Annotated in this window: 20 protein-coding genes and 1 other RNA gene; 12 read left to right on the forward strand and 9 right to left on the reverse strand. The window is 33.5% G+C overall.

Annotated elements, in window-relative coordinates:
- The first annotated feature begins 50 nt into the window (after positions 1-50).
- The 4 genes from nhaC (at position 51) to QGM60_RS06795 (ending at position 2,945) form a co-directional block, all read left to right on the forward strand.
- On the forward strand, positions 51-1,514 hold the full coding sequence (nhaC, locus tag QGM60_RS06780; RefSeq protein ID WP_281139486.1) for a Na+/H+ antiporter NhaC: 1,464 nt from the start codon (positions 51-53) through the stop codon (positions 1,512-1,514).
- A gap of 210 nt (positions 1,515-1,724) precedes the next feature.
- Positions 1,725-2,369: a peroxiredoxin gene (locus QGM60_RS06785; protein ID WP_281139487.1), complete on the forward strand. Its 645-nt coding sequence runs from the start codon at positions 1,725-1,727 to the stop codon at positions 2,367-2,369.
- A gap of 6 nt (positions 2,370-2,375) precedes the next feature.
- Positions 2,376-2,684, forward strand: a complete 309-nt coding sequence (locus QGM60_RS06790) for a thioredoxin family protein (RefSeq protein WP_281139488.1) — start codon at positions 2,376-2,378, stop codon at positions 2,682-2,684.
- A 3-nt stretch (positions 2,685-2,687) separates the two neighbouring features.
- Entirely contained in the window at positions 2,688-2,945 is a 258-nt protein-coding gene (locus QGM60_RS06795; RefSeq protein WP_281139489.1) for a hypothetical protein, read from the forward strand.
- Positions 2,946-3,010: 65 nt separating this feature from the next.
- Here QGM60_RS06795 and QGM60_RS06800 read toward each other — a convergent pair whose 3' ends face one another.
- Together QGM60_RS06800 and katG are read right to left on the reverse strand one after the other, a co-directional pair.
- Entirely contained in the window at positions 3,011-3,478 is a 468-nt protein-coding gene (locus QGM60_RS06800) for an ankyrin repeat domain-containing protein (RefSeq protein ID WP_281139490.1), read from the reverse strand.
- Positions 3,479-3,550: 72 nt separating this feature from the next.
- Positions 3,551-5,782 (reverse strand): catalase/peroxidase HPI, encoded by a 2,232-nt coding sequence (gene katG / locus QGM60_RS06805; protein WP_281139491.1) that lies wholly within the window; start codon positions 5,780-5,782, stop codon positions 3,551-3,553.
- A 209-nt stretch (positions 5,783-5,991) separates the two neighbouring features.
- Between katG and QGM60_RS06810 the strand changes: the two genes are divergently transcribed.
- Positions 5,992-6,240 carry a DUF2007 domain-containing protein gene (locus QGM60_RS06810; RefSeq protein ID WP_281139492.1) on the forward strand — a complete coding sequence of 83 codons (249 nt, stop codon included), beginning with the start codon at positions 5,992-5,994 and terminating at the stop codon, positions 6,238-6,240.
- Between the two features lie 84 nt (positions 6,241-6,324).
- On the opposite strand, the gene QGM60_RS06815 is transcribed toward QGM60_RS06810, so the two are convergent.
- Positions 6,325-7,950, reverse strand: a complete 1,626-nt coding sequence (locus tag QGM60_RS06815) for an ABC-F family ATP-binding cassette domain-containing protein (protein WP_281139493.1) — start codon at positions 7,948-7,950, stop codon at positions 6,325-6,327.
- Between the two features lie 169 nt (positions 7,951-8,119).
- Here QGM60_RS06815 and QGM60_RS06820 point away from each other — a divergent pair, with 169 nt between their 5' ends.
- The gene (locus QGM60_RS06820; protein WP_281139494.1) at positions 8,120-9,580 is read left to right on the forward strand and encodes a thioredoxin-like domain-containing protein; all 1,461 of its coding nucleotides are present in this window, start codon (positions 8,120-8,122) and stop codon (positions 9,578-9,580) included.
- 34 nt (positions 9,581-9,614) lie between these two features.
- Here QGM60_RS06820 and fsa read toward each other — a convergent pair whose 3' ends face one another.
- The 5 genes from fsa to ffs all read right to left on the reverse strand — a co-directional run bounded on the left by fsa (position 9,615) and on the right by ffs (position 12,279).
- Positions 9,615-10,268, reverse strand: a complete 654-nt coding sequence (fsa, locus tag QGM60_RS06825) for a fructose-6-phosphate aldolase (protein WP_281139495.1) — start codon at positions 10,266-10,268, stop codon at positions 9,615-9,617.
- 81 nt (positions 10,269-10,349) lie between these two features.
- Complete coding sequence (locus QGM60_RS06830) at positions 10,350-10,718, reverse strand: hypothetical protein (RefSeq protein WP_281139496.1); 369 nt, start codon at positions 10,716-10,718, stop codon at positions 10,350-10,352.
- A 125-nt stretch (positions 10,719-10,843) separates the two neighbouring features.
- A complete protein-coding gene (locus QGM60_RS06835; protein WP_281139497.1) occupies positions 10,844-11,239 on the reverse strand; it encodes a hypothetical protein in 396 nt (131 codons plus the stop codon).
- A 47-nt stretch (positions 11,240-11,286) separates the two neighbouring features.
- Positions 11,287-12,090 (reverse strand): SDR family oxidoreductase, encoded by an 804-nt coding sequence (locus QGM60_RS06840; protein WP_281139498.1) that lies wholly within the window; start codon positions 12,088-12,090, stop codon positions 11,287-11,289.
- Between the two features lie 90 nt (positions 12,091-12,180).
- Positions 12,181-12,279, reverse strand: an RNA gene (gene ffs, locus QGM60_RS06845) — signal recognition particle sRNA small type.
- An 88-nt stretch (positions 12,280-12,367) separates the two neighbouring features.
- Here ffs and QGM60_RS06850 point away from each other — a divergent pair.
- From QGM60_RS06850 to QGM60_RS06870, 5 genes are all read left to right on the forward strand, one after another.
- The gene (locus tag QGM60_RS06850; RefSeq protein ID WP_281139499.1) at positions 12,368-13,396 is read left to right on the forward strand and encodes a glutaminyl-peptide cyclotransferase; all 1,029 of its coding nucleotides are present in this window, start codon (positions 12,368-12,370) and stop codon (positions 13,394-13,396) included.
- Positions 13,397-13,404: 8 nt separating this feature from the next.
- Positions 13,405-13,791: a thioesterase family protein gene (locus tag QGM60_RS06855; protein WP_281139500.1), complete on the forward strand. Its 387-nt coding sequence runs from the start codon at positions 13,405-13,407 to the stop codon at positions 13,789-13,791.
- 89 nt (positions 13,792-13,880) lie between these two features.
- On the forward strand, positions 13,881-14,642 hold the full coding sequence (locus QGM60_RS06860) for a hypothetical protein (protein WP_281139501.1): 762 nt from the start codon (positions 13,881-13,883) through the stop codon (positions 14,640-14,642).
- A gap of 84 nt (positions 14,643-14,726) precedes the next feature.
- Positions 14,727-16,292, forward strand: coding sequence for a right-handed parallel beta-helix repeat-containing protein (locus tag QGM60_RS06865; protein ID WP_281139502.1), 1,566 nt, complete (start codon positions 14,727-14,729; stop codon positions 16,290-16,292).
- A 26-nt stretch (positions 16,293-16,318) separates the two neighbouring features.
- Entirely contained in the window at positions 16,319-16,885 is a 567-nt protein-coding gene (locus QGM60_RS06870; protein ID WP_281139503.1) for a hypothetical protein, read from the forward strand.
- Between the two features lie 119 nt (positions 16,886-17,004).
- Here QGM60_RS06870 and glyA read toward each other — a convergent pair whose 3' ends face one another.
- A complete protein-coding gene (gene glyA / locus QGM60_RS06875) occupies positions 17,005-18,279 on the reverse strand; it encodes a serine hydroxymethyltransferase (RefSeq protein WP_281139504.1) in 1,275 nt (424 codons plus the stop codon).
- 110 nt (positions 18,280-18,389) lie between these two features.
- Between glyA and fahA the strand changes: the two genes are divergently transcribed.
- Positions 18,390-19,682: a fumarylacetoacetase gene (fahA, locus tag QGM60_RS06880; RefSeq protein WP_281139505.1), complete on the forward strand. Its 1,293-nt coding sequence runs from the start codon at positions 18,390-18,392 to the stop codon at positions 19,680-19,682.
- Positions 19,683-19,768 lie beyond the last annotated feature (86 nt).

A 19,768-nucleotide genomic window follows, 5' to 3' on the forward strand; every position in this document is an offset into this window, starting at 1 on the left:
TGCATATGGCTTAACAAAATCGTAACATTACGGAACTAAACCAATAATGTATGCAGGAAGACGACTTATCTAAAATTGATATAAACGATCAAAGAATAGTTGAGAACAAAGAACTTAATTTCTTTGAAGCTCTAATACCAGTTATCATATTGATGGGCTTATTAGCCTACAATATTTTCTTTGCTGATGGTGCAATGTTTGGAGATTATTCAAACCAGATTATTCTTTTAATTGGTGGTGGTGTAGCTTTAATAGATGGTCTTTATAATAAAGTACCTATTTCTTTAATGATAAAAGAAGTTTGGGAAAATTTAAAAAGTGTTTTCGTTCCCATATTAATTTTACTTTTAGTTGGTGCGCTTGCAGGAACTTGGCTTATAAGTGGTGTAATTCCTGCAATGGTATATTATGGGTTACAAGTCTTAAGTCCTGAGATATTTCTACCTGCTTCAGTTATTATAGCAGCTATCATATCTATTGCTACTGGAAGCTCTTGGACTACATCGGCAACCGTAGGTATTGCTTTAGTTGGTATCGGAACAGCTTTAGGCATTAATCCTGGAATGATTGCTGGTGCTGTAATCTCAGGTGCATACTTCGGAGATAAAATGTCACCCCTTAGCGATACTACAAATTTAGCTCCTGCTATGGCTGGAACAGATTTATTTACACATATTAAATATATGACCATTACAACCGTACCTACTATATTAGTAACACTGGTTGTTTTCGGAATTATTAGTGCTTCAATTGAACCAACAGGAAGTGCCGACGTAAGTAATTTATTGTTATCAATAGATAAAGCTTTTAATATCACACCTTGGCTATTTTTAGTTCCTGTTGTAGTTATAGCTTTAATTTTACTTAAGACAAAACCTCTAGTATCACTTGCTTCTGGAGTTGTATTGGCTGCAGTTTTTGCAGTTGTTTTTCAATCAGAAGTTTTAAGTAGTTTGTCAGACTCAAGTGTAACTGCTATTACAGATGCCATTTTCACAGATACTTCAGTTGCTACAGACAATGAAAAATTAAATGAATTATTCTCAGCAGGTGGCATGAAAGGGATGTTATGGACAATCTTTCTGATTATTTGTGCTATGGTTTTTGGTGGCATTATGGATGGCATTGGAGCATTGGCAAGAATTACTAAAGCTCTCCTATCTGTTGCTACAACCGTATTTGGACTTTTTGCAAGTACCGTTTTAAGTTGTTTAGGATTAAATACAATTGCTTCAGATCAATATTTAGCTATTGTAATTCCTGGTAAAATGTTTAAAAAAGCCTATGACGACAAAGGCCTAGCTCCTGAAAACCTTAGTAGAACTTTAGAAGACTCTGGTACAGTAACTTCTGTACTAATCCCTTGGAACACTTGTGGTGCTTATCAAAGTGGTGTATTAGGTGTTGGAGTTGGTGAATACTTCATCTATGCTATTTTTAATTGGTTGAGTCCTATTACAACTTTAATCTTTGCCGCATTAAGAATCAAGATTAAATATTTATTAAAAAAGTAAAATTTATTTTTCAAACAATACGAGTCTATTTTATCAGGTTCACATTTTTAACGACTCAATTTTGCCATTCTAATAAAATTTGAGGTGTATTTTTGAGGCCATATACTTACACTATTATTCTATAGATTTATAATAGCAAATTACTATTTCCACACACTATTCTAATGGGTATTTTTGTATCAAATTAGTAATAAATTAAACAAAATAAATATGGCATTCGTAGGAAAAAAATTCCCAAACATTAGTGTAGACGCAATGAATGAAATGGGAGATACATTCAAGTTAAATGTATTAGAAGAAGCAAAAAACAACAACAAAAAAGTAGTTTTATTTTGGTACCCAAAAGACTTTACTTTTGTTTGTCCTACTGAGCTTCATGCATTTCAAAAAGCAATAGGTGAATTCGAAAAAAGAAACACAATTGTTATTGGTGCTTCTTGCGATACACCAGAAGTTCACTTTGCATGGTTAAGTACTTCTAAAGATAATGGCGGAATTGAAGGCGTAACCTACCCTATCCTTGCTGATAGCAACAGAAACCTTTCAAGCATCTTAGGTATTTTAGACATCACTAACGAAACTTTTGATGAAGAAACAGGAACTGTTCAAGTTGAAGGTGACAATGTAACTTACAGAGCTACATACATCATTGATGAAGAAGGTACAGTACAACACGAAAGTATTAACAACATGCCACTAGGTAGAAATGTAAATGAGTACCTAAGACTTATTGATGCTTTAACTCACGTACAAAAGAATGGTGAAGTTTGTCCTGCTAACTGGGAAGAAGGTAAAGAAGCAATGCAAGCTAACGCTCAAGGTACTAAAGAGTATTTATCAGCTCAATTAAACTAAAAATTTATGATTCAAGAATTAGATCAAGACAATTTACAAAGCATAGTTTCTGAGAATGACACTGTTGTTGTTCAATATTCAGCAACTTGGTGTGGAAACTGTCGTATAATGAAACCTAAATTCAAGAAATTAGCAACAGAAAACGAAAATGTAACATTCGTAATTGCTGATGCTGAAAAATTTCCTGAAAGTAGAAAGCTAGCAACGGTAGACAACTTACCAACATTTGCTACTTTTAAAAATGGTGAATTCAAAAATCAAGTACAAACAAACAAGTTTGAAGTATTAAAGGAACTTGTTGAAGAAGCTATTTAAAAAATGAAATTACCGGTTATAAAACAATTAACCCAATTTATCGAAGAGAACGATGAAGACTACGTCGTAGAAACCATTGAAACCTTAGAGAATTTAACCGAAGTTCCATCTTTAAAAGATGAAGAGTTAGATGTAATAGGCGAATTAATTTCTAACATGTATGGTGCGATTGAAGTACATAAAATGGTAAAAGACGGCACACCAAAAAAGGAAGCTTTAAATACTTTTATGTCTCGCGTTCTTGGATCTATCGATAAATAAAAAGAATAATTGAAAAAGAAAAAGAGAAAAAAAACCACTTCAACTTTGAAGTGGTTTTTTGTTTTTTATAATCTACTCAGCAATGCTTCTAATTCTTTTTCTTTAGCATAATCTAGAGCTGTTTTGCCATCAGAATCCTTTAATGATTTATCGGCATTGTTGTCTAAAAGTATATTAGCAACTGCTTGCTGATTGTATTGCACAGCATAGATTAAGGCTGTTGTTCCATTATTATTTTGCGCATTAATATCGGCATGATGCTTTAGCAATAAATCAACTAAAGCTAAGTTACCTTTAAAACTTACACCTATTAATGCTGTATTTCCTGAGGCATCTTTTCCGTCGATATCTGCCTTATACTCTAGCAATATTTTCACAAGCTCTTCTTTATCAAAATAACTCGCAAAAATTAAAGGTGTAAAACCTCTCGCATCAGTTATATTAACTAAATCAGGATCTCTTTCTAATTGCAATTTTAAATTTTCTGCATTACCAGATTGTATCGTCCTGAAAAATAATTCGTTCTCGTTCATATTTATTTGTTCAATAAAAAAAGGAACACATACTAGCTACATGTGTTCCTTTATCAATTTGCTATTAATCTACTATTTTAAATCGTATCTATCTAAATCCATCACTTTTGCCCAAGCAGCTACAAAATCCTTAACAAATTTTTCTTTTACATCGTCTGCAGCATAAACTTCAGCAACTGCTCTTAATTCGGTGTTAGACCCAAAAATTAAATCCGCACGTGTTCCTGTAAATTTAACTTCACCTGTTCTACGATCTCTACCTTCAAATAATTTATCGTCATCTGAAGTTGAACTCCAAGTGTAAGTCATATCTACTAAATTCTTAAAGAAATCATTTGTTAGATGGCCAACGTTATCTGTAAACACACCATGTTTAGAACCATCGTGATTAGCTCCTAAAACTCTTAAACCACCAACTAAAACTGTCATTTCTGGTATAGACAAACTTAATAAGTTGGCTTTATCTACCAATAAATCTTCTGCTTTAACATCTAGATTTGGATTCACATAATTTCTAAATCCATCACCTAATGGTTTTAAATAATTGAATTGTTCAATATCTGTTTGCTCTTGAGTTGCATCACCTCTACCTTGAGAAAACGGTACAGAAATATCATAACCAGCTTTGCTTGCAGCTTCTTCAACACCAGCAACACCACCTAGAACAATTAAATCTGCCATAGATACTGTTCCACTAAACTCGTTTTGAATACCTTCATAAACACCTAAGACCTTATTTAATTCTTCAGGATTATTTACTTTCCAACTGCGTTGTGGTTCTAATTGTAAGCGTGCTCCATTTGCACCACCACGTTTATCAGAATCTCTATATGTTGAAGCGGAAGCCCAAGCTGTTTTTACCAATTCTGATACAGACAAACCAGAAGCTAAAATCATTTTCTTTAAAGATGAAATATCTGCATCACTTAATTTATAATCTACTTTAGGTACTGGATCTTGCCAAATTAACTGTTCACTAGGCACTTCAGGTCCTAGATAACGATCAATTGGTCCCATATCTCTATGAGTTAATTTATACCACGCTCTTGCAAATGCATCTTCAAAAGCTTTATGATCTTCATGAAATTTTTTGGAAATCTTTAAATACTCAGGGTCTGTTTTTAAGGCTATATCAGCTGTAGTCATCATTAAAGCCTGTTTTCCATTTGGATCTCCTGCTTTTGGAGCCATGCGTGCTTGAGATGCTGCTGTTGGCGTCCATTGGTGCGCACCTGCAGGACTTTTTGTTAACTCCCATTCATAATTTAATAGCACATCAAAATAATCTGCATCCCATTGTGTTGGGTTTGGTGTCCATGCGCCTTCTATTCCACTGGTGATTGTATCATCCAACACACCACTTTTATATGTATTCTTCCAACCTGTACTCATTTGTTCTATTGGCGCACCATGAGGCTCTGCACCTACATACTGACCTGGATCTGCCGCTCCATGAGCTTTTCCAAAAGTATGACCACCAGCAACTAATGCCACTGTTTCTTCATCATTCATGGCCATACGACCAAAAGTTTCTCTAACATCTTTAGCTGAACCTACAGGATCTGGTTTTCCGTCTGGACCTTCAGGGTTTACATAAATCCAACCCATCATTACTGCTGCTAAAGGATCTTCTAAGTCACGTTCTTCGTAATTATCACTATTACCATAACGGTCTTCATTTGCACCCCATTCGGTTTCACTTCCCCAATATATATCTTGCTCTGGTTCCCAAATATCTTCTCGTCCACCTGCATAACCAAATGTTGGGAATCCCATAGACTCTAATGCACAATTACCAGCCAAAATCATTAAATCTGCCCAAGAAATTTTATTTCCATATTTCTTTTTTATCGGCCAAAGTAACAAACGAGCCTTATCTAAGTTGCCATTATCTGGCCAACTATTTATTGGAGCAAATCTTTGGTTTCCTGTACCTGCTCCACCTCTACCATCACCAACTCTATAAGTTCCTGCACTATGCCATGCCATACGAATCATAAATCCTCCGTAATGACCATAATCTGCAGGCCACCAATCTTGAGAATCTGTCATAAGAGTAAGAACGTCTTGTTTTAGTTCAGCAAAATCTAAACTATTAAACGCATCTGCATAATTAAAATCTTCACCTAATGGATTCGATTTTGTAGCATGTTGTCTTAAAATATTCAATTTTAGTTCGTTCGGCCACCAATCTCTATTTTTTACACCGCCTCCTCCAACGGTATTTTGCTTTCCACTTAAAAAAGGACATTTACTAGCATCATTATTATTAATTTCAAAAGTGTCGGTGTTCTTATTTTCCATTATTTTAGTTTTTGATTAAAATTTTGACAGTTTAAAGTTAAGAAATTATGGATTCAATAAAGAGAGGGATTATTTTTTAAAATTATTTTAACATAGCTTTTGGTTATCGTTTAAGCATTTAGAATAATTAAAAATTATTTTTACAAAAAACTTGTAGATTATTACGTAAAAATATCGTAACTTAATGTTGTAATTTAACACATAAACATATGAGCACAACAGAATATACAAAGGTTTACTCTGGTAATTTTATTTTAGTTACAAGAGTTAAGGACGAATTAGAAGCTAGAGGAATAATTCCTATTATAAAAGACGAAGGTGAGTCGCAACGACTTGCTGGCTATGCTTCAATGAATCAAGGATTTCAAGAAGTTTTTGTTCACAATGACGAATTAGATAACGCTATTGCTATAGTTGAACAAGTTAAAGTAAATATGGAAACTACATCCTCTGAATAAAACTGATTTAACTATTAAAACAGAAAAAGCTGGTTCTTAATTTGAACCAGCTTTTTTTATTACTATTCTTTATAATAAATTTGATTAAGCTGTTACGCCATACATTTTATCACGCTGTTCCTTAATCTTTTTATCGCTCATATATTCATCAAAACTCATATAGCGATCAATAACTCCGTTTGGTGTTAATTCTATGATTCTGTTACCCACGGTTTGTGCAAACTCATGATCGTGAGTAGTTAACATCACTGTGCCCTTAAAGTTTTTAAGTGAATTATTAAAAGCCGTAATACTCTCTAAATCTAAATGGTTTGTTGGTTCATCTAGCATTAATACATTAGCTCTTATCATCATCATGCGGCTAAGCATACAACGAACTTTTTCACCTCCTGATAACACATCTGATGTCTTTAAAGCTTCTTCACCACTGAAAATCATCTTACCAAGGAATCCACGAATGTAAACTTCTTCACGCTCTTCTTCTGTAGTTGCCCACTGACGTAACCAATCTACTAGTGAAAGCTTGTTATTAAAATATTCTGAGTTATCTAATGGTAAATACGATTGCGTAGTTGTAACACCCCAAGCATACTTACCGGAATCTGCCTCTTCTTTTCCGTTTATAATTTGATAAAAAGCTGTTGTAGCTCTAGAATCTCTAGAAAACACAACAACTTTATCTCCTTTTGCCAAGTTGATATCAATATCTTTAAACAAAATATCTCCATCTAAACTTGCTGATAAACCTTCTATGTTCAATATCTGGTCTCCTGCTTCACGCTCACGTTCAAAAATAATTGCAGGATAACGACGGCTAGATGGTTTTATATCTGAGATATTAAGCTTATCAATCATCTTCTTTCTACTTGTTGCTTGTTTAGATTTTGCAACGTTAGCAGAGAAACGACGGATAAATTCTTCTAATTCTTTCTTCTTCTCTTCAGCTTTTTTGTTTTGTTGTGCTCTTTGTTTCGCAGCTAACTGTGAAGATTCGTACCAGAATGTATAGTTTCCTGAGTAATGATTGATTTTACCAAAATCTATATCAGAAATGTGCGTACAAACCGCATCTAAAAAGTGACGGTCGTGAGATACTACAATAACACAGTTATCATAGTTAGCTAAGAAGTTTTCAAGCCATGAAATGGTTTCATAATCCAAATCGTTAGTAGGCTCATCCATAATTAACACATCCGGATTTCCAAATAAAGCCTGCGCTAATAACACTCGTACTTTTTGCTTACCATCCAAATCTCCCATTAATGAATAATGCAAATCCTCCTTTATACCTAAGTTAGATAACATTGCTGCAGCATCACTATCGGCATTCCAACCGTTCATTTCTTCGAACTGAACCTGTAATTCTCCTATTTTTTCAGCATTCTCATCTGTGTAATCTGCGTAAAGAGCGTCTATTTGGTTTTTAAGATTGTATAAAGGCTTATTCCCTTTTAGTACAGTTTCTAAAACCGTATCTTCATCATGCTTGTTGTGGTTTTGTTCTAAAACCGACATACGTTTTCCTGGCTCTAAATGCACACTTCCTGAAGTTGGGTCCATTTTTCCTGCCAAAATCTTTAAAAAAGTAGATTTCCCTGCACCATTGGCACCAATAATTCCATAGCAATTTCCATTGTTGAACGTTGTGTTTACTTCATCGAAAAGTATACGTTTTCCAAATTGCACTGAAAGATTTGAAACTGATAACATACTTAATTTTTAATGGATTAGACCTTTCATAAAGAAAGGCGATTTTTTGAGAGTGCAAAATTAGAAAATAAAAGCCATTAGACGAAATAAATATACACTATAACAAGATTTAACGAGGTATTAACAAGAACTAAATACTCCAAAGTATATTTTTGTGAGGTTGACGATAATGAAAGACTTTTTGATTTATAAATATTTACTCTGTAGTTTTTTTCTAGCCTCATTTACCATTGGATGCAATTCTAAAGGTAATAATTCTGATATTGCTTATATAGGAGGTGAGATTATTAATCCTAAGAATAAGAAAATTACACTATACAATACCAAAGGAAAAGTTGCCGATACCTTTACGTTAGATACTAACAATAGATTTCTTCACAAAATAGAAAATCTTCAACCTGGACTCTATTCTATAAGACATGGTGGCGAATATCAAATGGTACTTTTAGAGCCTAATGATAGTATTATGTTTAGGCTTAATACCTACGATTTTGACGGCTCTTTAGTTTTCACAGGAAAAGGTGCTAAGAAGAACAACTATCTTATAAAAACATATTTAACAAACGAAAAAGAGGCTAAAAAACTAAACACATATGCACAACGTGAGCCTGAAGACTTTGATAATTTTATAGAAAAAAGAAGACTAAGTCGTTTAAATGAATTTGAAGCTTTTTTAGAGAATAACGATGAAACTCCTTTCTTCCAGTCAATAATAGAAGCCAATATCAATTATAACGCATATGCTGATAAAGAAATTTATCCTTTCGCATATTTTGGTAATAATAAATTGGTTCACATCAAGGATTTACCTGAAAACTTTTATAATTACAGAACTACGGTTGATTATAACGCTAATCACCTAAGTAATTTTTTCTCTTATAACAGATTCTTGTTTTTTCACATTGATAATTTAGCACTAAAGGCGTTTTATGATAAGAATCCTTTTCATAGTAAATTCGATAGACATTCCGCTGAATACAACAAAGCAAAACTAGATATTATTGATAGTTTAGTTGAAGACGAAACTATTAAAAACAATCTACTAAAATATAAGGCAAGAGATTATATTAGCTACAATCATAGCGAAGCTGAAGCTCAGGAAATGTTAGATTACTATCTTGAAAAAAGTACTGATGACGAGCACAAAACATACATGAATGATTTAATGGCTTCCTTAAGATTACTTAGAAAAGGAAACCCACTACCAGATCTTACTGTTGTTAACTATGATGATAAAGAAACTGCTTTGTCTTCAATCATTACAAAACCAACAATTATTTATTTCTGGACGTCTAACAGAAAATCGCAATACAGAAATAGTCATTATAAGGTTAAGGAACTAAAATCAAAGTTCGATAATATGGACTTTATCTCCGTAAACATTAATGACAATGATGATGAGTTCTGGAAAAACATCATTAAACAATATGATTTTCCTACAACTTGCGAATACAAGTTTAAAAACTCTAAAAAGGCTCAACAGACTTTAGCATTAAACTACTTGAACAAAGCTATTATTGTTGATGAAACAGGGCATATCCTTCATCCTAATGCCAATATTTATAATTCTGAATTTGATATTTTACTTTCAGAATTATTAGAGGAACAAAAAAAGCACTCTATTAAATAGAGCGCTTTCTTAAAATATAAAATCGATTATCTTTTTAGTTTCCTTTCTTGTAATCAGCTAAGAATTTTTCTAATCCCATATCTGTTAAAGGGTGGTTTAACAATCCTGTAATTGAACTTAAAGGACCTGTCATTACATCTGCTCCTAATTTAGCACAGTCAATAACATGCATTGTATGACGAACAGAAGCCGCTAAAATTTCTGTTTCAAAAGCATAGTTATCAAAGATGTGACGGATTTCTGCAATAAGGTTTAATCCATCTGTAGAAATATCATCTAAACGTCCGATAAAAGGCGACACATAAGTTGCACCTGCTTTTGCTGCTAATAAAGCTTGACCTGGCGAAAACACCAACGTTACATTGGTTTTAATACCTCTATCTGAGAAATATTTACACGCTTTTACACCATCCTTTATCATCGGTAATTTTACCACAATCTGATCATGTAATTCAGCTAAAGCCTCACCTTCTCTAACCATTCCTTCAAAATCGGTTGCAATAACTTCTGCTGAAACATCACCATCTACAATATTGCAGATATCTACATAATGCTTCATAATATTATCATGACCTGTGATGCCTTCTTTAGCCATTAAAGATGGGTTTGTTGTTACACCATCTAGAATTCCCATGTCTTGAGCCTCTTTTATCTGCTCTAAATTCGCTGTGTCAATAAAAAATTTCATAAGAAAATTGTTGTGTTATAATTGTTGCGAATTTACATTAATCCTTAATGGTTTAAAAGAAATATCAATATATATTAATAATTATTGTATTGTAATGCTAAAATCTTTTGAAGTTGAAGTTGAGCACATTGAATCCTCATACTCCCCAGATTCCTCATCATAATGTTCAGGAGGATCAACTTCTAGATATAAAGTGAATTCAAAAACACCAGATTCCTGTGGCGTACCTTCGATAGTTAAGGTTCTGTAGTCTGTATAAAAATCTAAGCCCTCTGGTAAATCTCCAATAAATTCATAAAAATAATCGTAATCATCATCTCGAGGATCATTTTTAATCTCAGAAACAATTTCATCAAAATAATAATAACCTATATTACCTACAACAAATTCTTTATCAGGAATTTCTGGGCTTTTATTAAAAATACACTCTATTATTATTTCGCAACTCATGAATAAGATGAAAAATAAAAAAATAAGAAGTTGCTTTTTTTTCATGATGCTTTAATTATTTCAAAAAGTTGTATTCTCTGATTTATAAGCAATCAGCTGATATAAATTATATCTTTAATAAGAGCCTATTCAATAATTAAAGTATAGGTTTTTGAGGTGCTGTAATTACAAAGATCTGAATCATCATCAAAATCTCTAAATGGCCCATCAACATCAAGGTAGATAGTGATGTCGAATGTTCCAGATTCTATTGGAGTTCCTTCTAAACTTATGGTTCTGTAATTCACGTAATAATCCAATCCTTCAGGTAAACCAACCACATCAAAATAATAATCGTAATCATCATCTCGAGGCTCATTATTGATTTCAGCCGTGATATCAACATAATAATAACTCTCAGTAGAGCCTATAGGAAATTCTCTATTGGCCAACTCTGGCTCCCTAGGAAATATACATAAAGGTTCCCTGCAACTAAAAAATAAAATGGATAGTAAAAAAGAAAGGAGTAACGTTTTTTTCATGATAGCTGATTTGAAAATAACTTATCAAATAGCGTACCAAAAAAAGCCTATAACTCGTAATGCTTCATTAACATTCGCTCATAAACCTTATCGGGAAGCACACGTTTTAACACAACTGAAAACTTCTGCATAAAAGCCCCTACTTTGTAATGAATTTTCGGTTTATCTGTATTTATGATTTTAAATATAGCTTCAGCCATTTGCGTTGGATCACCTCCTTCATCAACATGTTCATCCATCGTTTTTAATGAATGTCCATACTTTTCCTTGTAAGGCGAATTATCTAAAACAGGTGCATGATAACGACCTGCGGCAATATTAGTGGCAAAATCTCCAGGAGCAACATTGGTCATTTCAATATTAAAGTCTTTCAACTCCATTCTAAAGGCTTCCGTTACAATCTCTAAAGCTCCTTTGCTAGCACTATAGGCGCCTCTAAATGGTAAGCCCATATAACCTGCTATTGAAGTTATATTTATAATCAAACCTTTATTCTGCGCTCTCATTGCTGGTAAAACTGCTTTAATAACGTTTATTGGACCAAAGAAGTTTGTTTCAAAATTACGTTTTATCTCAGCATCTGGAATTTCCTCCATAGGACCTGTTATTCCTGCTCCGGCATTATTTACAAGCACATCTATTTGTCCAGCGGTTTTTAAAACTTCTGCTATACAACTTTGAATGGTTTCAATTTTTGTAACGTCTAATGCTACAATAGGAAATTTACTTTCAGGATATTTTTCAGGATTACGGCTTGTACCAAATACGTTATACCCTTTATCCTTTAAAAATTCACCTATAGATTTTCCAATTCCCGAAGAACCTCCTGTTATTAAAACAACTTTAGACATTTTCTTGATGTAAAATTTGAAGTTAAAAGTACAAAGTTTAAAGAAATTGTTATGTTTTGCACTTACAAAGATTTGAATTTAGGGTACAAAAAAAGGCAAGCTACCTACATCACACCGCTACGACCGCGTACCTTTGCTACGTTCCCGTCCTGGAGGATTGAGCAGGAGCTGGTTGTGTAGGACTTGCCGGCTGCAAAGATACAACCTTTTAATACTTCTGCAATGATTTTTAAACTGAATTTTATTTAATAACTTGCTCAAAAATTAAAGACACCTTATGCGTTTATATAATTATATCATTGTCATATGTTTAAGCCTTACAATAATCAATTGTGGCGAGAATAATTCTTCTAAAGACACTGGGTTATCCATCAAAACAAACCGAGAATTTGCAATGTTTGGTGATACTTTAAAATTATCGATTGATAATCCTAAAAAGCTAAACATTACAAGAGTAACCTTTAAATTAGATGACAAAACCATTTCAGATAATAAAATTCTGAATGATATAACTCTTGGTGAAAAAACCATTTCAGCTGTTGTAAAATATGATGACAATACACAAACGCTAACACAATCGTTTAAAATCTATAACAACATTATTCCTAATTATTACAGTTATGAAATTGTAAACACCTACCCTCACGATATAACATCGTACACTCAAGGTTTGGAATTTCATAATGGTGAATTATACGAAAGCACTGGTCAATATAAAGAATCTAAACTTAGAAAAGTAAATTTTGAGACAGGTGAAGTTCTCAAAAACATCAATTTAGATGATGAATATTTTGCCGAAGGTCTTACCGTTTTAGATGATAAAATCTATCAACTCACATGGCGCGAAAAACGAGGCTTTGTCTATGATGTTAACTCATTTGAAAAGCTAAGTACTTTCAACTATGGTAAAAGTGAAGAAGGCTGGGGAATCTGTAATGATGGTTCTCAACTTTTTAAATCTGATGGCACCGAAAAAATATGGATTATAAACCCTGAAAACCTGACGGAGCAAAGCCATATCGAAGTTTATACTGAAAAGGGTAAAATCCCTGCTTTAAACGAATTAGAATGGATTGACGGGAAAATCTTTGCCAACATCTATCAACGTAACGGTGTGGTTATCATTAACCCTAAAACTGGTGGTGTTGAAGGCGTAATTGATTTTAAGCCTTTAAGAAAATTAGTAACTCAGCATCCTGAATTGGATGTTCTTAATGGAATTGCTTACCATCCTGAACGTAAAACTATTTTTGTCACCGGAAAAAATTGGGATAAACTATTCGAAGTTACCATTAAGAAAAAGTAAAAGTCTTAATGAAAGTTTTTGAAAAAATCATAAAAGTTTCCAAAGACGATTTAGATCAACTCAACCATGTCAACAACGTACGTTATGTACAGTGGGTTCAAGATATTGCGGAGCTTCATTGGCTTAACAATGCACCAAAAGATATTACTGATAATTATTTTTGGGTAATGATGAGCCATCATATTGACTATAAAAGTCAGGCTGTTTTAGGAGATGACATCAACTTAAAGACGTTTGTTATTAAGTCTGAAGGTTTAATATCTATTAGAAAAGTAGAGATTTTTAATCTTTCAACAAATAAATTAGCTGCAGCTTCAGAAACCAAATGGTGCTTTATGAATGCTAACACAAAACGACCTGCAAGGATTCCAGAAGAAGTTATCTCACTATTCTAATTAACAAATATTTAGGTTAAAGTTTAATTAATCTGTGAATTAGTTACACTTTAAAGTAGTTTCTTTAGCGTATCAATCAACCATCACAAATGCGCTTAACTCTATTTTTCTGCTTTACAATTCTATCATTTTCACTTTATGGACAAATATTAAGAGGAAAAGTTTACGACTCTGTTTCCACGATAAAAAACATCAAAGTTCATAATCTCTCTCAGAAAAGTGTTACGCTTACTGATGATGATGGAGACTTTACCATCATTGCCAAAGAAAATGATACTATTAGATTTCAATCCTTGTTTTATCACCCAAAAATCGTTGTGCTTCAATCAATACATTTTGAAGGTGTAGCCGTTTTTGAATTAAAAAAAATTGTGAGTGAATTAGATGAAGTTGAAATTAAAGCCGAACCTGAGCAACCCATTTTTGAAGAGGAAACTTATAATATAGAGCTCAAAAACCTAATTGCTGAAGATATAAAGAATCATCCTGAAAAATATCAACCTGCTGGTGCTAGTTATGGTGTAGATTTTATTTACCTAATTGGCCAAGTAGCTAAACTATTCAAAGGAAAAAAGTCTAAAATGCCCGAATATCAGCCCATTTCTTATGAGCAAATGGATTCCTTATTCACTAAAAGTTCGTTTTTTAATGAACGTTTACTAACAGAAAATCTTCAAATCCCAAAAAACCAAACAAAATTGTTTCTCGACTTTTGTGCTGCAAAACAAATAAGTACAGAGTTACTTGCCGAAAACAAAAAAATGCAACTTCTAGATCAGTTGGTGCTCAATAGTCAATTGTTTTTAATTCTTCTTGATCAATACGGAGAAGAAAATGTTATTAAAGACTAAATAGCCAAAAACAATTAATCGATCTTCATAATAAATCATAACTTCAAAAGTTATATTTTTAAGCCTTAATTATAGTTTTACTTTATGAAGCGACTGCTTACCTTTCTTATCTGCTTTTCAGTTTTAATATTCTGGAGCTCATGTAGAAATGATTTCGAATTTTCACCAAGCACAGGAAACCTAGAATTTGCTAGAGATACGGTATATCTCGATACGGTTTTTACCAATATTGGTTCTAGCACATACAACCTAAAAGTATACAACCGTAGCGATGAAGATATTGTAATTCCGACCATTCAATTAGAAAATGGAGTTAGCTCTTATTATCGAATGAATATTGATGGTACAACAGGTTTAGCTGATGATCAAGAAGGTAAGTTTTTTGAAGATGTAGAACTTTTGGCCAATGACAGTCTTTATATTTTTATAGAAACTACAATAGATATTGAGGCTTTATCCAATTCGGATATTCAGTTTTTATATACAGATAGAATTTTATTCGACTCTGGAAATAACCAACAAGATGTAGATTTGGTGACTTTGGTAAAAGATGCGGTTTTTATTTATCCTAACAAAGATGAGGAAACAAACATTATTGAGACCTTAACTTTTGATGTAGACGGAGATGGAAATCCTGATGAAACCACTTTGCAAGGACGTTTTCTCGAGGATGAAGAACTCACCTTTACCAATGAAAAGCCTTATGTTATTTATGGTTATGCAGGTGTTGGCAATGGACAAACATTAACGATGGAATCTGGTGCACGTGTACATTTTCATGCGGAATCTGGTATTATTGTGACGCAAGGTGGAACTTTAAACATCAATGGTGATTTAAGCACAGATCAAGACCTTCTTGAAAATGAAGTGATTTTAGAAGGTGATCGTTTAGAGCCACTTTATGAAGATATTCCAGGACAATGGGGAACGATATGGCTTTTTGATGGTAGCATTAACAATACCATAAATCATGCGACCATTAAAAATGCGACTATAGGTGTGCTTTCTGAATTTGGACAAAATGATCCTAATGCTAAACTCACCATTACTAATTCTCAAGTTTATAATACAAGTAGCTTTGGTATTCTTGGTAATGCGACTTCTATTACAGCAGAAAATGTAGTGATTAATAACAGTGGACAATCCTCTTTTGCTGGCACTTTTGGTGGAGTATATAACTTAACGCATTGCACCATAGCGAACTATTGGAATAACAGTTTTAGACAATACCCAGCACTATTGATTAATGATTTCACAGTAGATGAAAACAATACCATTTACACCAATACAACTGTAGCAAACATCAATAATTGTATTGTGTATGGCAATGACAATCCTGAATTTTTATTAGAAAATGAAGGTGCTGAGTTTACCTTCAAGTTTAATAATTGCTTACTTAGCTTTAATAATAGTAATCTTGATGGTTCAGGCAATTATGACTTTGATGATATAACTAATTACGAAGGAAACTGGTTTAATCTAGATCCAGATTTTGAAGATCCTTTTGAAAATTTAATGCGCATTGGAGCTGATTCTGATGCTAATGGTATTGGTAGTCCTGCTTTTTTAATTACAGAAGATATTTTAGGAGAAACAAGAGTTTCACCTCCTGATGCTGGAGCCTACAAAAGCGTAAATTTTGAAGAATAGAATTAAAAATAATCAATTATCTATAAATGAAAAAAACTTTACTTCTTCTAATTATCCTATCCTCTTCCCTATTATGTAATGCTCAATTCGTTAAAAAGAGAGCTATAAACGCTCAAATTGGTTATGGCTTGAGTATTCCTTATGAAAGTGTTGATGATACCGCAGACTCTGGTTTTTTTCTACAAGGAGAGTATGTACTTACTATAAAATCATGGTTTGAATTAAAGCCTTATGTAGGCCTCATTCTAACAAACCCTAAGGGAGAAGACTTAAATGGCAATCCAACTGATGAGTTTGCTATAACAAAGGCAGGGCTTCTAGGTGGTAAATTCAGACTAAGAGCACCAATACCCTGGGTGGCACCTTATATTGAGACAGGTTTTGGTTTATCTATTGGTAAATTCGAAACACAAACGGCATTTATATCCAAAAACAAAAGTGGCTTACAATATCATATACCTGTAGCTTTTGGATTAGAATTAGGAAAAGAAACAAATGTAGATATTGGTTTTACTTATTATATTCAACCACAAGTTGAACAAGTAGTTGGTGCCTTTGCTCTTGGTATTACCATTCCATTAAAAGATAAATAGTAAAAAGCCTTTCAATAATTTTGAAAGGCTTTTTTTTATCCTATTTGTCATGCTGAACCCGTTTCAGCATCTCATTACATTATTAGATTCTGAATCAAGTTCAGAATGATAGTAAACTATTACGCATTAAACAATGGCTTTCCTCCCATTAATTCATTCACCTTTTCAGCTACACCTTCTAATATAGTCTCGTTTTCGTAGTTTTTAATAACTTCATCAATTAAATCTACAACATAAGCCATATCATCTTCTTTCAATCCACGAGTGGTAATTGCTGGTGTACCAACTCTAATTCCTGACGTTACAAAAGGAGATTCCGTATCAAACGGCACCATATTCTTATTAACCGTAATATCTGCTTTTACTAGAGCTTGTTCAGCATCTTTACCTGTAATATTTTTATTTCTAAGATCTATAAGCATCATGTGGTTATCCGTGCCTCCTGAAATAAGGTTGTAATCTTTTGCCACAAACGCCTTTGCCATAGCATCAGCATTTTTCTTCACTTGTAGCATATAATGCAAAAACTCATCAGACAATGCCTCACCAAATGCTATAGCTTTAGCTGCAATGATATGCTCTAATGGACCACCCTGATTTCCTGGAAACACACCAGAATCTAAAAGACCTGACATTTTACGAAGGTTACCATTCTTTAATTTTATTCCGAATGGATTATCAATATTTTCACCCATCATAATCATTCCACCTCTTGGTCCACGTAACGTTTTATGTGTAGTTGTAGTTACGACGTGGCAATGTGGCATCGGGTCGTTTAAAATACCCTTAGCAATTAAACCTGCTGGATGCGAAATATCTGCTAAAAGTACAGCTCCTACACTATCGGCTACTTCTCTAAATTTAGCAAAATCAATATCTCTAGAATATGCCGAAGCTCCAGCGATTATTAATTTTGGTTTTTCTTTTTGTGCTTGGTCAGCCAACATATCATAATCAATATAACCTGTGTCTTTTTTTACACCATAAAATGTAGGACGGTATAATTTACCTGAAAAATTCACAGGAGAACCATGTGTAAGGTGACCACCATGAGATAAATCGAAACCTAAAATGGTATCGCCTGGTGTTAAACAAGCATGAAAAACAGCTGTGTTAGCTTGACTCCCAGAATGTGGTTGTACGTTGGCATAAGCGGCACCAAAAAGCGTCTTAGCTCTGTCTATTGCGATTTGCTCAACCTCATCTACTACTTCACAACCTCCATAATAACGTTTACCAGGATAACCCTCAGCATATTTGTTGGTTAGTACAGAACCTGCAGCTTCCATTACTTGGTTACTGACAAAATTCTCTGAAGCTATAAGTTCTATGCCATCAGTTTGGCGTTCTTTCTCTGCTTGTATAAGTTCAAAAATTTGTTCGTCGCGTTGCATAAATAAGGTCTTTGTTAAATCGATACAAAAATAATGAATACATTAGTTTAAATATCAAAATTTATGTAGGTTTGAATATAAATTAATGAACATTTAATCAACAATACTATATGCCATTATCAGCCAATAATCCAGATAGAACCTCTTGGTTACACGTCGGTAAAAACTCAGATTTCCCTATACAGAACATACCTTTCGGTGTTTTTTTAACGAGAGATGACATCATTACCATCGGAACCCGAATTGGCGATACTGCTATAGACCTTGGTGCTTTACATCAGCTTGGATATTTTGAAGGTATTCCGCTTACTGATGATATTTTCTTACAAGACACTTTGAATGATTTTATTGCTGATGGTAGAAAAACTTGGAGATTGGTTCGAAATAGAATCGCTCAGATTTTTGATGAAACCAACGAAACCTTAAAAAATAACATTCCTCACAAAGAACGTATTCTATTCCGTTTAGATGAAATTGAAATGCAATTACCTATACAAGTTGGTGATTACACGGATTTTTACGCCAGTAAAGAACACGCTACAAATGTAGGTACAATGTTCAGAGGTGCTGACAATGCATTAATGCCAAATTGGTTGCATTTACCTGTAGGCTATCATGGAAGAAGTTCTTCTATCATTCCTTCTGGAATACCTGTACATCGTCCTCAAGGACAAACTATGCCTGAAGGTGCTGAAACTCCTGTGTTCGGTCCATCAAAATTGGTAGATTTTGAATTGGAAATGGCTTTTATTACTACTGATGCTAATGATTTAGGGGAACCAATTCCTGTTGAAGAAGCTGAAGAATACATCTTTGGACTTGTTTTATTTAATGATTGGTCGGCTAGAGATATTCAAAAGTGGGAATATGTGCCACTTGGGCCTTTCCTTGGGAAAAACTTTGCGTCTTCTATGTCACCATGGATTGTAACTTTAGATGCTTTAGAACCGTTTAGAACTGAAAGTCCTAAGCAAGATCCAAAACCGTTACCTTACTTACAATCTAAAGGAAAAAAGAGTTTTGATATTAACCTAGAAGTTGGTATTCAACCAAAAGGTTCTAAAGAAACCACAGTTTGTAAGTCTAATTTCAAATATATGTATTGGAATATGGCACAACAATTAGCGCATCATACAGTCAATGGTTGTCCTGTAAACTCTGGTGATATGATGGGTAGCGGAACTATTTCTGGACCAACGGAAGATTCTTATGGTTCTATGTTAGAACTGTCTTGGAGAGGTGCTAAACCTTTAAAAATGAAAGATGGCTCAGAACGTAAGTTCATCAATGATTACGATACGGTAATCATGAGAGGTCATTGTGAAAAAGACGATATTAGAATTGGTTTTGGTTCTGTAAAAACGCAATTACTACCTGTTTTTAACCCGAAGAAAAAGAAGTAAACCTAATCACTTTCTTTTACATTTTGTCAAGCTGAATTTTTTAGATTCTGATTAATCTATAGCTATAAGTATGTTAGATTCTGAAA

Source organism: Winogradskyella sp. SYSU M77433 (assembly GCF_029911945.1).
Lineage (GTDB): Bacteria > Bacteroidota > Bacteroidia > Flavobacteriales > Flavobacteriaceae > Winogradskyella.

Bases quoted from the DNA above. Each gene is read 5' to 3' on its own strand.
- fahA (WP_281139505.1), top strand. From the start codon at position 18,390: ATGCCATTATCAGCCAATAATCCAGATAGAACCTCTTGGTTACACGTC.
- QGM60_RS06810 (WP_281139492.1), top strand. From the start codon at position 5,992: ATGAGCACAACAGAATATACAAAGGTTTACTCTGGTAATTTTATTTTA.
- QGM60_RS06835 (WP_281139497.1), bottom strand. From the start codon at position 11,239: ATGAAAAAAACGTTACTCCTTTCTTTTTTACTATCCATTTTATTTTTT.
- QGM60_RS06840 (WP_281139498.1), bottom strand. From the start codon at position 12,090: ATGTCTAAAGTTGTTTTAATAACAGGAGGTTCTTCGGGAATTGGAAAA.
- QGM60_RS06830 (WP_281139496.1), bottom strand. From the start codon at position 10,718: ATGAGTTGCGAAATAATAATAGAGTGTATTTTTAATAAAAGCCCAGAA.
- fsa (WP_281139495.1), bottom strand. From the start codon at position 10,268: ATGAAATTTTTTATTGACACAGCGAATTTAGAGCAGATAAAAGAGGCT.
- nhaC (WP_281139486.1), top strand. From the start codon at position 51: ATGCAGGAAGACGACTTATCTAAAATTGATATAAACGATCAAAGAATA.
- QGM60_RS06795 (WP_281139489.1), top strand. From the start codon at position 2,688: ATGAAATTACCGGTTATAAAACAATTAACCCAATTTATCGAAGAGAAC.
- QGM60_RS06815 (WP_281139493.1), bottom strand. From the start codon at position 7,950: ATGTTATCAGTTTCAAATCTTTCAGTGCAATTTGGAAAACGTATACTT.
- QGM60_RS06790 (WP_281139488.1), top strand. From the start codon at position 2,376: ATGATTCAAGAATTAGATCAAGACAATTTACAAAGCATAGTTTCTGAG.
- QGM60_RS06860 (WP_281139501.1), top strand. From the start codon at position 13,881: ATGCGCTTAACTCTATTTTTCTGCTTTACAATTCTATCATTTTCACTT.
- glyA (WP_281139504.1), bottom strand. From the start codon at position 18,279: ATGCAACGCGACGAACAAATTTTTGAACTTATACAAGCAGAGAAAGAA.
- QGM60_RS06820 (WP_281139494.1), top strand. From the start codon at position 8,120: ATGAAAGACTTTTTGATTTATAAATATTTACTCTGTAGTTTTTTTCTA.
- QGM60_RS06865 (WP_281139502.1), top strand. From the start codon at position 14,727: ATGAAGCGACTGCTTACCTTTCTTATCTGCTTTTCAGTTTTAATATTC.
- katG (WP_281139491.1), bottom strand. From the start codon at position 5,782: ATGGAAAATAAGAACACCGACACTTTTGAAATTAATAATAATGATGCT.
- QGM60_RS06855 (WP_281139500.1), top strand. From the start codon at position 13,405: ATGAAAGTTTTTGAAAAAATCATAAAAGTTTCCAAAGACGATTTAGAT.
- QGM60_RS06870 (WP_281139503.1), top strand. From the start codon at position 16,319: ATGAAAAAAACTTTACTTCTTCTAATTATCCTATCCTCTTCCCTATTA.
- QGM60_RS06800 (WP_281139490.1), bottom strand. From the start codon at position 3,478: ATGAACGAGAACGAATTATTTTTCAGGACGATACAATCTGGTAATGCA.
- QGM60_RS06785 (WP_281139487.1), top strand. From the start codon at position 1,725: ATGGCATTCGTAGGAAAAAAATTCCCAAACATTAGTGTAGACGCAATG.
- QGM60_RS06850 (WP_281139499.1), top strand. From the start codon at position 12,368: ATGCGTTTATATAATTATATCATTGTCATATGTTTAAGCCTTACAATA.